Source organism: Sphingomonas sp. Leaf10 (assembly GCF_001421245.1).
In the GTDB taxonomy this organism is placed as follows: domain Bacteria; phylum Pseudomonadota; class Alphaproteobacteria; order Sphingomonadales; family Sphingomonadaceae; genus Sphingomonas.
Window position 1 is genome coordinate 260,590 of the sequence record NZ_LMKE01000006.1, and the last position, 13,191, is coordinate 273,780.

The 13,191-nt window shown below is 65.4% G+C and carries 10 protein-coding genes; 7 read left to right on the top strand and 3 right to left on the bottom strand.

Features of this window, described 5'->3' with window-relative positions:
• Positions 1-6: 6 nt before the first annotated feature.
• The 6 genes from ASE59_RS07665 (at position 7) to ASE59_RS07690 (ending at position 9,888) form a co-directional block, all read left to right on the top strand.
• A complete protein-coding gene (locus tag ASE59_RS07665; RefSeq protein WP_056454582.1) occupies positions 7-2,055 on the top strand; it encodes an EAL domain-containing protein in 2,049 nt (682 codons plus the stop codon).
• A gap of 52 nt (positions 2,056-2,107) precedes the next feature.
• Positions 2,108-4,246, top strand: a complete 2,139-nt coding sequence (gene ligA / locus ASE59_RS07670) for an NAD-dependent DNA ligase LigA (RefSeq protein WP_056454585.1) — start codon at positions 2,108-2,110, stop codon at positions 4,244-4,246.
• 152 nt (positions 4,247-4,398) lie between these two features.
• Complete coding sequence (locus ASE59_RS07675; protein ID WP_056454588.1) at positions 4,399-6,900, top strand: TonB-dependent receptor; 2,502 nt, start codon at positions 4,399-4,401, stop codon at positions 6,898-6,900.
• A gap of 146 nt (positions 6,901-7,046) precedes the next feature.
• On the top strand, positions 7,047-8,147 hold the full coding sequence (locus ASE59_RS07680) for a sensor histidine kinase (RefSeq protein ID WP_056454591.1): 1,101 nt from the start codon (positions 7,047-7,049) through the stop codon (positions 8,145-8,147).
• Entirely contained in the window at positions 8,144-8,956 is an 813-nt protein-coding gene (locus ASE59_RS07685) for a LytR/AlgR family response regulator transcription factor (RefSeq protein WP_056454594.1), read from the top strand. Before ASE59_RS07680 ends, ASE59_RS07685 begins: the two co-directional genes overlap by 4 nt.
• Positions 8,956-9,888, top strand: coding sequence for a rhodanese-related sulfurtransferase (locus ASE59_RS07690; RefSeq protein ID WP_056454596.1), 933 nt, complete (start codon positions 8,956-8,958; stop codon positions 9,886-9,888). Before ASE59_RS07685 ends, ASE59_RS07690 begins: the two co-directional genes overlap by 1 nt.
• A 118-nt stretch (positions 9,889-10,006) precedes the next feature.
• Here the strand turns inward: ASE59_RS07690 and ASE59_RS07695 are convergent, their stop codons facing one another.
• Positions 10,007-10,297: a DUF3297 family protein gene (locus tag ASE59_RS07695; RefSeq protein ID WP_056454600.1), complete on the bottom strand. Its 291-nt coding sequence runs from the start codon at positions 10,295-10,297 to the stop codon at positions 10,007-10,009.
• A 75-nt stretch (positions 10,298-10,372) separates the two neighbouring features.
• Positions 10,373-10,804, bottom strand: a complete 432-nt coding sequence (locus ASE59_RS07700; RefSeq protein WP_056454604.1) for a hypothetical protein — start codon at positions 10,802-10,804, stop codon at positions 10,373-10,375.
• A gap of 144 nt (positions 10,805-10,948) precedes the next feature.
• On the opposite strand from ASE59_RS07700, the gene ASE59_RS07705 reads away from it, so the two are divergent.
• Positions 10,949-11,347 (top strand): EVE domain-containing protein, encoded by a 399-nt coding sequence (locus ASE59_RS07705; protein ID WP_056454878.1) that lies wholly within the window; start codon positions 10,949-10,951, stop codon positions 11,345-11,347.
• Between the two features lie 294 nt (positions 11,348-11,641).
• Here ASE59_RS07705 and ASE59_RS07710 read toward each other — a convergent pair whose 3' ends face one another.
• Positions 11,642-12,919 (bottom strand): MFS transporter, encoded by a 1,278-nt coding sequence (locus tag ASE59_RS07710; protein ID WP_056454608.1) that lies wholly within the window; start codon positions 12,917-12,919, stop codon positions 11,642-11,644.
• Positions 12,920-13,191 lie beyond the last annotated feature (272 nt).

Here is a 13,191-nt window from a genome sequence, read left to right on the forward strand (position 1 = left end):
GGGCAGTTGGCGATCGGCGGGATGAAGGCGGCATTGCGATCGTGGGTACAGCGCCCCGACGATTCGACGCGCCTGCCCGACGATCGCGCCGCCCGGCTGCTGCGCGAGGCGGAGGATCACGGCCCGAACTGGTTCTGGCAGACCGATCGCACTGGCCGCGTCGCCTATCTGAGCGACAAGATCGCCGACGTGTTCGCCGCGACCGATATCGATCCGATCGGTGCTGCGCTGACCGATTTGCTGCGTATCGCCGGGACCGACGCCGAATCCGACGATCCGGAACGCACCATCGCCTTCCACCTTTCGGCCCGCACCGCCTTCACCGATTACGCGGTCACTCCCGCCATCGCCGGCGAGCATGATTGGAGCTGGAGCGTCTCGGGCAGCCCGTTCTCCGATCCGTTCGGCCGGTTCGAAGGGTTCGTCGGCACCGGCACCGACATTACGGCGGTGCGTGAATCGGATGCGGAGATCACCCGCCTCGCGCTGTTCGACAGCCTCACCGGCCTCGCGAACCGGCAACGTATGCGCATCTCGCTCGAACAGACGCTGGCCCAGCCGGGCTATGACGGTACTGCGCTGTTCCTGCTCGATCTCGACCGGTTCAAGGCGGTGAACGACACGCTTGGCCATCCGGTCGGCGATGCGCTGCTCAAACAGGTCGCCGAACGGCTGTTGCGCGTCGTCGGCGATGCCGGGCTGGTCGGGCGGCTGGGCGGCGACGAGTTTCAGGTGATCCTGCCGCGCATGGGCAACCGGGCGCAGATGGCGACGCTGGCGCAGGCGATCATCGCGTCGCTGTCGCAACCCTATTTCATCGGCGGCAACAGCGTGTCGATCGGCTGTTCGGTCGGCATCGCCGTGTCGCCCGACGATGGCGCGACGCCCGACACACTGGTCAGCCATGCCGACCTCGCCCTCTATGCCGCAAAGGATGCGGGGCGCGGCGTCCACCGTTTCTTTCACGACACGCTGCTGGAGGGCGCACGATCGCGCCAGCAGATGGAGGAGGACCTGCGCCTCGCCTTGTCGCTCGATCAGTTGCGCATCGTCTATCAGCCGGTCGTGGCGCTCGACGGCGGCCGGATCACCGGGTTCGAAGCACTGGTCCGCTGGGAACACCCGACGCGCGGCACGCTGCTGGCACAGGAATTCCTCGGTCTGGCGGAGGAATGCCGGCTGATCGAGTCGATCGGCGAATGGGTTCTGCGCACCGCATGTCACGATGCGGCGTCCTGGGCCGGGGATACGCGGCTGTCGGTCCATCTGTCGGGGGCGCAACTCGCGAATCCGGCGCTGCCCGCGATCCTGACCAATGCCGTCGCACGCTCCGGCCTGCCCGCCGGGCGGCTGGAACTGAGCATCGCCGAGGCGAGCGTGCTGCGCGACATGCGCGGCGCCATCGCTACCTTTGCGGCATTGCAGGGGGTCGGTGTCGGCATAGCGCTCGACGATTTCGGCGCGGGACAGGCGTCGATGTCGTGCCTGCGTCGCCTGCCCTTCGACCGGATCAAGCTCGACCGATCGTTCGTGCGTGGAGTCAGCGATCCCGAAGGGCGGAACGCGGCAGTCGTCCGGTCGATCGTGACGCTTGCCGACCTGCTCGGCATCGCGACCACGGCCAAGGGCGTCGAATATCACGACGAACTGGCGGTGCTGCGCGAGCTGGGCTGCACCGAGGTCGCGGGGCCGGTCTATGGCGCACCGGTCGATGGCGCCGCCGCCGCCGCGCGGCTGCTGGGCGAGGGCGGCGCGCTCAGTCCGCAGGGGCCGAAGGCCGAGCGTGCGGTGCGGACGCGGATGCTGCGTTCGACCACGATCGAGGTCGACGGCCGCCGCCGCCCGGCGCGTATCCGCGACCTGTCGACCACCGGCGCGCTGATCGACCTCGTCGATTTCGGCGAAGCCATGATCGGTTCGGTCATCCGCATCGACACCGGCGGCGGCCACTGGAACGCCGCCACCGTCCGCTGGGCAGAGGATGGGCGCGCCGGGCTGCATTTCGACCGCCCGATCGTCGTCGAACGCCGCATGACCATCCGCCGCAAGGAATAGCGTGCCGCCTTCCCCTTGATCGCCCGCCCGCACACCGGGTAGCGATCGGTGCATGACCACGCGCCCCCTGCCCGCCACCGACGCCGAAGCCGCCGCCGAACTGGCCGAACTGGCCGAGCGGATCGCCGAGGCCGACGCCGCCTATCACGGCGCGGATGCACCGGTCATGACCGATGCCGAGTATGACGCGCTGGTCCGCCGCAACCGCGACCTCGAGGCGGCGTTTCCGTCGCTGGTCCGCACCGATTCCCCGTCGCTCAGGGTCGGCACCGCACCCTCGGGGCATCTCGCGAAGGTCGCGCATGCCCGGCCGATGCTCAGCCTCAACAACGCCTTTGCCGACGAAGACGTCGCCGAATTTGTCGCCAGCATCCGCCGCTTCCTGCGCCTGTCCGACGACGAAGCCGTGGCCCTGACCGCCGAGCCGAAGATCGACGGCCTGTCCTGTTCGCTGCGCTACGAAGGGCGCAAGCTGGTCCGCGCGCTGACCCGCGGCGACGGCGCGGTGGGCGAGGACGTGACCGCCAATGTCGCGACCATCGCCGACATTCCGCAAACCCTGCCCGCCGCCGCGCCCACCGTGTTCGAGGTGCGCGGCGAGGTGTACATGGCAAAGGACGATTTCGCCGCATTGAACGCCCGCCTGCTCGCTGACGCCATCGACCCGGCCAAGGCGCGCCAGTTCGCCAACCCGCGCAACGCCGCCGCCGGATCGCTGCGGCAAAAGGACGCGTCCATCACCGCTGCCCGCCCGCTAAAATTCCTCGCCCATGGTTGGGGCGAGGTCGCCGCCCTGCCCGCCGATACCCAGGCCGGTGTGGTCGCCGCGCTGAAGGACTGGGATTTCCCGATCGCCGACGCCTTTCAACGCTGCGACGGTGCGGCCGAAGCGCTCGCCGTCTATCGCGCGATCGAGGGGAGCCGCGCCGACCTGCCCTTCGATATCGACGGCGTCGTCTACAAGCTCGACCGGCTCGACTGGCAGGAACGGCTGGGCTTCGTCGGCCGCGCGCCACGCTGGGCGATCGCCCACAAATTCCCCGCCGAACGCGCGCAGACGACGCTGAAGGCGATCGATATCCAGGTCGGTCGCACAGGCGCGCTGACCCCGGTCGCGCGGCTCGAGCCGGTGACCGTCGGCGGCGTCGTCGTCACCAACGCCACGCTGCACAATGCCGACGAGATCGAGCGGCTGGGCGTCCGTCCCGGCGACCGCGTCGTCGTGCAGCGCGCCGGCGATGTCATCCCGCAGATCGTCGACAACCTGACCCGTGACGAAGCGCGTAAGCCATGGGCGTTCCCGACCGAATGCCCCGAATGCGGCTCGCTCGCCGAACGCGGCGAGGGCGAGGTGGTCGTGCGCTGCACCGGCGGCCTTGTCTGCCCGGCGCAGCGGGTCGAGCGGCTGATCCATTTTGTCTCGCGCCACGCCTTCGACATTGCCGGGCTGGGGCTGGTCCGGGTCGAGGACTTCTTTCGCGACGGGCTGATCGCCTCGCCCGCCGATATCTTCCGCCTGCACACCCACCGCGAAGCGCTGGTCCAGCGCGAACGCATGTCGGACCTCGTCGTCGACAAGCTGCTGGCGGCGATCGACGCGCGCCGCGCGATCGGCCTCGACCGGTTCCTGTTCGCGCTCGGCATCCGCCATGTCGGCGAGGTGACCGCGCGCGACCTCGCCCGCCGCTGGACCTCCGCGAAAGATTTCGCGGCGATGATCCGCCGCGCGCTGCACGTCCGTCGCACGACCCTGCCGGCGATCGGCGAGAATGAGCGCAAGTTCGTCCTGCGCCGCGGCCGCGCGCTGGTCGCCGCGGTCGAAACGGCGGGCATCGGCCCCGAAGTCGCCGACGCCCTCCTCGCCTTCTTCGCCGAAAGGCACAACCGCGACGTCGTCGCCGACCTGCTGCGCGAGGTCCACCCCGACGACATCGTCCACGCCGCCACGCAGAGCGAACTGACCGGCAAGACCGTCGTCTTCACCGGCAAGCTCGAAACCCTGAGCCGCGACGAGGCCAAGGCGCAAGCCGACGCGCTTGGCGCCCGCGTCGCCGGGTCGGTATCCAAGAAGACCGACCTCGTCGTCGTTGGCGCCGATGCCGGATCCAAACGTGCCAAGGCAGAGGAACTGGGCATCCGCGTGATCGACGAAGCCGCTTGGGCGCAGATCGTATCCGCTGCGACGACGTGACGTTTTTGCAACGCATCAAAACAGACTGACACCCCCGCTTTCGGTTGTCGCAAAATAGAAATATGGGGCGTCCATTGGCGCCGGGACGGTGAACGACACCGCCTGAACCAGCGTACGAGTCGCGCCACCCATTTGCGATTCCAAGGGGACTTATGAACACCAAGCTTTATGCCGGCGTGGCCTTTGCCGCGCTCCTGCTCCCGGCCTCGGCCTTCGCGCAGTCGACCGGTTCGACCGACTTCGAATCGGAAGACATCGTCGTCACCGGCACGCGCGCCGACAATGGCGTCGACGGCATCAAGATCCCCGATGGCCCGAAGGCGCGCGTCGTGCTGGATCAGGAATTCCTCGCCAAGCAGACCCCGGGCAACACCGTTCTCGACGCGCTGAACATCGTTCCGGGCGTCAACTTCACCCAGAGCGATCCGTTCGGTTCGTCGGGCGGCAACATCCGCATCCGCGGCTTCGACGGCAATCGCGTCTCGCTGACCTTCGACGGCTTCCCGCTGAACGATTCGGGCAACTACGCGATCTATTCGAACCAGCAGCTCGACCCCGAACTGGTCGACGAGATCAACGTCAATCTCGGCGCGACCGATATCGACAGCCCGACCGCATCGTCGTCGGGCGGCACGATCAACTATCGCACGCTGATCCCGTCGGAAACGCTGTCGGCGACGATGGTCGCATCATACGGCGATTTCGATTTCCACCGCGTGTTCGGCCTGATCGAAACCGGCAACCTCACTTCGTTTGGGACCCGCGCGTTCGTGTCGGCATCGGCCGCCTCGAACGACAAGTTCCGTGGCACCGGCTCGATCCGTAAGCAGCAGTTCAACGCCGGCATCTATCAGCCACTCGGCGACAATGGCGACTTCATCCGCGTCTCGGGTCATTATAACGAGAACCGGAACAACCAGTATCGCAACCCGACGCTCAGCGATATCCGCAACGCCCTGCCCGCCGGTGTCATCGCCGCCAACGCAGCGGCGACCCCGGATAACCCGATCCGCCTCGACCTGAACAACAGCCAGTTCGAAACGGTCAACAATATCGAAAACGATGCGTTCTGCACGGTACCGACCCCGGTGAACGGCACGGCGCAGGCCGCCGCGAACTGCTCGAATTATTACGGTGTCCGCATCAACCCGTCGAACACCGGCAACGTCCGCGCCAATTCGCGCTTCTCGCTGACCGACCGGCTCACGCTGACCCTCGACGGGTCGTACCAGTATGTTCTGGCCCATGGCGGCGGTACGTCGACGCTCGCCGAAAACGATCCGCGCGCCAAGGGCAGCCTGACCGGCTCGCAGGGCGTCGACTATAACGGTGACGGCGATTTCCGCGACACGGTGCGCTTCTTCTCGCCGAACATCACCAACACCAACCGCTACACCGGCATTGCGTCGCTGCGCTACGACATCACCGAAGACCAGCGCGTCCGCGTCGCCTATACCTATGACAATGCCCAGCATCGTCAGACCGGCGAATGGGGCAATCTCTATTCGAACGGCATGCCGGAAAACCCGTTCTCGGGTCGGAACGGCCGCCCGGTGCTGGCCGCCGACGGGTTCAAGATCACCCAGCGCGACCGCAAGTCGGTCGCCCTGCTGAACCAGGTTTCGGGCGAATATATCGGCCGCTTCTTCGATCGTGCCTTCACCATCCAGGCCGGTGTGCGCGTGCCGTTCTTCAAGCGTGATCTGGAAACCTATTGTCCGATCCAGGCACGCGACGGCTTCGCCTATTGCACCAGCCAGCCGATCCCGAACCCGACCGTTACCGGCACGCAGCCCTATGTCATCATTCAGCCGGGCGGCACCTTCACCGGTTCGGGCAATCCCGCTCCGCTCTATGCGCCGTACGCACAGAATTATAAGTACGACGCGGTCCTGCCGAACGTCGGCTTCACCTACAATTTCGTCGACACCAACCTCAGCATGTTCGGCAGCTACGCCAAGGGCCTTTCGGCGCCGCGTACCGACAACCTGTACCGCGCGCCGTTCATCGACGTGCAGCCGGAAAAGACCGACTCGTTCGACCTCGGCCTGCGCTACAACAGCCGCGTCGTGCAGTCGCAGCTGACCGGCTGGTACATCGGGTACAAGAACCGCATCGTGACCTCGTTCGACTTCGAACAGGGCATTTCGTTCGACCGCAACATCGGTGCGGTGGAAAGCTATGGCTTCGACGGCACCGTCACCGTGCGTCCGGCGAGCTGGGTCGGCTTGACGGCGATCGCGTCGTACACCCATACCGAACTGCTCTCGAACGTGCAGACCACTGGCACCACGGTCGTCCCGACCCGTGGCAAGAAGGTCACCGAGACCCCCGAATGGCAGTTCGGCGGGCGTGCCGAATTCAACTACGGCCCGTTGAACGTTGGCGTGCAGGGCAAGTGGGTTGACGAACGCTTCGCGACCGACCTGAACGACGTCGTCGTCGGCGCCTATACGCTGGTCGACCTCGACGCCCGCTTCAGCCTCGAAGACTACGGCCTGCCGAAGACCAGCCTTGCGCTGAACGTCCGCAACCTGTTCGACGAACGCTATTTCGGCAACATCAGCACGCAGGTCGACGCACGCTCGGGCAACCCGAACTTCTCGGTCGGCTTCCCGCGCACCGTCATCGGTTCGGTCAAGTTCGGCTTCTAAGCCCTACCCGAACCAACCGAACGAACCGCCGTCCCGGCAACGGGGCGGCGGTTTTCGTTTTGGCGGCGTTTGCTCTAAAGCGCGGTTCCCAACCCGTCCCCGCCGCGATATGACGGCAACCGGGGGCAACACTTGCGACGGAGCGCATGACGCTTAAGCCCGCCATTTTCTCGCGCCCCTTCTTCGAACAGAAGAACCGCGCCTTCTGGCTGCTGCAGGCGGCCGGCTGGACCGGCTATCTGATCCTGCGCTCGGTCTCGACACTGTCGAACGCCGCGTCGCTGAAAAGCGTGCTGGCGAACATCGTCGAGGTGATCGTCGGCTATTGCCTGACGCTGTTGATGAGCGTGCTGTACGGCTATTACCGGTCGTTGCCGCGCGTGCCGGCGATCTTCCTGACGCTGTGCACGCTGTCGGCGGCGACCTTCGCCTATTCGCTGATCGACGCCTTCGTCTTCACCTTCATCCGCAACGTGTCGCCCGATGTCAGCTTCTCGCTGGTACTCGGCACGCTGTTCATCAACTTCACGGTGCTGGCCGGCTGGTCGGCGGCCTATTTCGGCATCAACTTCTATCTGGTCGTCGAACAGCAGGTCGACGAGATGCGGATGCTGGAGATGCAGGCATCGACCGCGCAACTCGCGATGCTGCGCTATCAGCTGAACCCCCATTTCCTGTTCAACACGCTCAATTCGATCTCGACGCTGGTGCTGCTGAAACAGACCGAGAAGGCGAATGTGATGCTCAGCCGCCTCGCCTCGTTCCTGCGCTATACGCTGGCCAACGAGCCTACCGCGCACGTCACGCTGGAGCAGGAGGTTGAAACGCTGAAACTGTATCTCGATATCGAAAAGATGCGGTTCGAACATCGCCTGCGCACCGAATTCGATATCGATGCCCGTGTCATGCACGCGCGGCTGCCCTCGCTCCTGCTCCAGCCGCTGGTCGAAAACGCGATCAAATATGCGGTCACGCCGCAGGAGGATGGCGCCGATATCGCGATCACCGCTCGACTGGCCGGGGATCGGGTGCAGATCGCCGTTTCCGATACCGGCCCCGGCTTGATCGACGGACCGAAGCGGCCGACGCTGTCTACCGGTGTCGGTATTCAGAATATCCGGGACCGGCTGGCACAGGCATACGGCCCCGACCATCGGTTCGATACCCGTTCGGGCAGCGGGGGCGGATTCGTGGTCGAGATCGAACTGCCGTTCCAGACGCAAGACGTTACCAAAGAGGCTGCATGACCATCCGTACCATCCTTGTCGACGACGAATCGTTGGCGATTCAAGGCCTCGAACTGCGGTTGCAGGCACATGAGGATGTCGAGATCATCGACAAATGCCAGAACGGCCGCGAGGCGATCCGTTCGATCAAGACCCACAAGCCAGACCTCGTCTTCCTCGACATCCAGATGCCGGGCTTCGACGGCTTTTCGGTGGTGCAAGGACTGATGGAGGTCGAACCGCCACTGGTGGTGTTCGTCACCGCGTATAGCGACCACGCGATCCGCGCGTTCGAGGCGCAGGCGGTCGATTACCTGATGAAGCCGGTCGAAGAATCGCGCCTCGCCGACACGCTCGACCGCGTACGCCAGCGCCTGTCAGAAAAGCGGGGCCAGGCCGAGGTCGAAAAGCTCAAGGAAGTGCTCGCCGAAGTCGCCCCCGACACGGCAGCGGAAATGGAAGCGGCCGACGGCACCGGTGATGACGCGCACGGCGCCAACCGCTTCGAAAAGCTCATCAATATCAAGGATCGCGGCCAGATCTTCCGAGTCGATGTCGACACGATCGAGATGATCGAGGCAGCGGGCGATTACATGGTCATCAACACCGGCGACAATTCGCTGGTGCTGCGCGAAACGATGAAGGATCTGGAGAAACGCCTCGACCCGCGCCGGTTCCAGCGCGTGCACCGCTCGACCATCGTCAATCTCGATCTGGTCAAACAGGTGAAGCCGCACACCAATGGCGAATGTTTCCTGATCCTCGAATCGGGCGCGCAGGTGAAGGTCAGCCGCTCGTATCGCGACGTGGTGGCGCGCTTCGTCCACTGATGACCGACATTCAAGTCGCGGCGCTGTACCGCTTCACGGACATTGCCGATCCGCAGGCTGTCCGCGACGCGATGGAGGCGGTGCTCGATCGCGCCGGCATCCGGGGCACGCTGCTTATCGCGTCCGAGGGAATCAACGGCACCATCGCCGGCAGCGCGGACGGCATCGCCACCGCGCTCGCCGCGATCCGTGCCCTGCCCGGCTGCGAAGATTTGGCGCCAAAGTTCAGCACCGCCGACGCCATGCCCTTCCACCGGCTGAAGGTGCGGGTGAAGCGGGAGATCGTGACGATGGGCGTGCCCGGCACCGATCCGACCGCGATCGTCGGCACCTATGTCGCGCCAGCCGAGTGGAACGCGCTGATCGCCGATCCGTCGACCGTCGTGATCGACACCCGCAATGCGTATGAGGTGAAGGTCGGCACCTTTGCCGGCGCGGTCGACCCACAGACCGACAGCTTCCGCGATTTCCCCGACTGGTTCCGCGCCAACCGCGACACCCTATTGGCGGGCAAGACACAGGTCGCGATGTTCTGCACCGGCGGCATACGCTGCGAGAAATCGACTGCCTTCCTGAAAAGCGAAGGCGTCGATGCGGTCTACCACCTCGATGGCGGCATCCTGAAATATCTGGAGGAAGTGCCGGCGGACGCCAGCGCGTGGCAGGGCGAATGCTTCGTGTTCGACGAACGCGTCGCCGTCGGCCACGGCCTGACGCCAGGCACCCACGGCCTGTGCCGCGGCTGCCGCATGCCGATCAACGCCGACGACCGCGCCTCCCCGCTGTTTCAGGAAGGCGTACAATGCCCCGCCTGCGCCGGCACCCGCGACGCAGCCACCCTCGCAGCAAAGGCGGAACGCCACCGACAGGTGAAGCTCGCCGCCAAACGCGGCGAACAGCATGTCGGCAAGCGGATGGAGCGAGACGTCTGATCTCCCCTCCCTGACTAGGGCGGGGTCGGGGGTGGGTCGGTCCGCGAGGGAGCGTCACGCCCGTCCCAAGCCTACCCACCCCCCGCCCCTCCCTTGTCAGGGAGGGGAGCACGATAGCTTACTCCGCCTCGTCGCCCTTCGCGTCTTCCACAGGCACTTCCTCGCCCTCGGCCGGCGTCTGGAAATACGCCTCGACCGGCCCGGTCAGCTTGATGGTCAGCGGCTGCCCCTTGCGGTCGACCTTCTTGCCGAGCGCGACGCGTATCCAGCCTTCGGACATCGAATATTCCTCGACATCGTTGCGTTCGGCGCCCTTGAAGCGGATGCCGATGCCGCGCTCCAGCACGGGCTGGTTGAAATGCGGGCTGCGCGGATTGATCGAGAGGCGATCGGGGGGCGTATCAGTCATGGGCGCGGCCCATGCCGCAAAACGCCGCGCGCGCCAAGTGCAAAGGGCGGGAGGATCACCCCCCGCCCCTCAAGATCAGTTACAGACCCGGACGCGCACGTCCTGATCGTAATAGGGGTCGTAGCGCTGTTCGACCCAGCACCGCCGGTAATCATTGTAGCGATAGGCGTAATAGCCATCGTTCGGGTAAAACCCGCGCTGACGATAGAAACGATCATCATAATCATAGGCATAGCCACGATCGCGATAATAGCGGTCGCGATAGCGCCGGTCGTTCGCGCTCGACGCCAGCGCCGCACCGATCGCAAGGCCGGCGATCCCGGCGACGACCGCCGCGCCACCATTGCCGCGATTGCGGTTCCAGCCACGGTCCCAACCGCGATCATAGCCACGGTCCCAGCCGCGATCGTACCCGCGACGCCACTGCGCCTCGGCCGGGGCGGCAGCGGTCAGTGCCGTCACGGCCAGCGGCAGCCCCAGGCCCGCCTTGGTCAGCAAGGTCTTCATGCCAATCTCCTCAACATGCGTGGGGGCCAAGCCGCCCCAATTCACGTCGACGCACCTGCGCCGATAGTCGGTTGATGACAGGAAGCGACTGAACGCACGCGGAATGCTATATTCACCGGCGGTTTATCGTGGAGGGGCATGGGCATGGCATACTGGCTGCTGAAATCCGAACCCGACAGCTATGGCTGGGACGATCTGGTCCGGGACGGCGGCACCGAATGGGACGGCGTACGCAACCACGCCGCCGCGAAACATCTGCGCACGATGGCGATCGGCGACCGCGCGCTCTTCTATCATTCGGGCAAGGACAAGGCGGCGGTCGGCGTTGCCCGCATCACCCGCACCGCGCAGGCCGATGGCGACGAAGGCTGGGTATCGGTCCGGGTCGAGCCCGACCATCCCCTGCCCCGCCCGGTAACGCTGGCGGCGATGAAAGCCGCGGACGGATTGCAGGACATGGCGATGCTCCGCCAGTCGCGGCTGTCAGTGTCGCAGGTCAGCGACAAGGAGTGGGACGTGGTGATGGGGCTGGCGGAAAAGTAAGCCGCCCTCCCCCAACAACCCCGTTCGGTTCGAGCAGTTTCGAGCGAAGTCGAGAAACGTCCGTCGAGAACACCCCGCTTGGCGCACCCGTTCTCGACTATCGCTTCTCGACAAGCTCGAAGCTGCTCGAACCAAACGGGAAAGCGATGATGCAAGAAGCCGTTCGTGCTGAGTAGAGACTGAGCTTGTCGAAGGCTCGTATCGAAGCACCTGCCCCGGTCCTTCGATACGCCACTTCGACAAGCTCAGCGGCTACTCAGGACGAACCGATGGGGCTGATCCGCAGCGGATCGCTCAAGCCCCCTCCACCCGCGCCAACCGCGGCGACAACACATGCACCAGCAACAACGCCACAAAATACGCCGACCCCGCCACGAAGAACAACGGCGCATAACTGCCGATCCCGTCGAGCACATACCCGGCATATTTCGCCATCAACATGCCGCCGACCGCACCAACCGTCCCGCCGATGCCCACAACCGATCCGACCGCCGCCCGCGGAAACAGGTCCGACGGCAGCGTATACAGGTTCGCCGAAAACGCCTGATGCGCCGCCGTCGCGATCCCGATCACCAGCACCGCCACCCACAGATTGTCGATCGACTGCGCGAACAACACCGGCAACACCGCGATCGCGCAGACCAGCATCGTCACCTTGCGCGCATAATTGACGCTTCGCCCGCGCGCGATCAGCCGCGACGACAGCCATCCGCCGGCGACGCTGCCCAGATCGGACAACAGATAGATCGCGACCAGCGGCGGGCCGAAGCTCAGCAGGTCGAGGTCATAACGATCGCCCAGATACCCCGGCAGCCAGAACAGGAAGAACCACCAGATCGGGTCGATACAGAATTTGCCGAGCGCATAGGCCCAGGTCTCGCGCTTCGCGATCAGCCGCCGCCACGGCAGCGGCTGCACCGGATCGGCCGGGTCCTGCTCGATCCACGCCAGTTCGCCCGACGACAGCTTGGCATGTTCGCGCGGCCGCCGATACAGCGCCAGCCACGCGACCAGCCATACGAGGCTGACGACGCCGGTCACCACGAACGCCATCCGCCACCCGTACGCGACGGTCAGCAACGGCACCGCCAGCGGGGTGATGATCGCGCCGACATTGGCCCCGGCATTGAACACGCCGATCGCGAACGCGCGCTCCTTGGCCGGAAACCATTCGGTCACCGCCTTGATCCCCGCGGGAAAATTGCCCGCCTCGCCGATGCCGAGGCCGAAACGCGCCATCGCGAACTGCGTCACGCTATACGCGCCGCCATGCGCGATATGCGCGACCTGCCAGATGACGAAGGCGACCGCATAGCCCATGCGCGCGCCGATCACGTCGACGATCCGCCCGAACCCGATATAGCCGATCGCATAGGCCAATTGGAAAAAGAAGATGACGTTGGCGAAGTCGGTCTCGGTCCAGCCGAGATCCTTGGACAGCGTCGGCTTCAACACGCCGATCATCTGCCGATCGACGTAATTGATGACCGTCGCCATGAACAGCAACGCGACGATTCCCCAGCGATACCGCCCCGCCCGGCGTACCGCGCGTTCGATGCCGTCACCTTCCATGCCTCGCCTCCACTTGCGTTGCGATCGGACGCCCGCCGACCCTCTGCTCACGCCCCCGTTTTTCGGAGGTCTCACGTTGGACCCGCAACGCAGGCCACAGGACGGGCCGAAGCCGATCCCTATCCTTCAAACCCTATGCGCACCCAGCGACAGGCCAGCATGCGTCAGACGACGCCGATGCACATCCTCTCCCCTCCCTGACAGGGAGGGGTCGGGGGTGGGTCGGCTGGCGAGGGAACGTCACGCCAACCCACGAACCGACCCACCCCCAG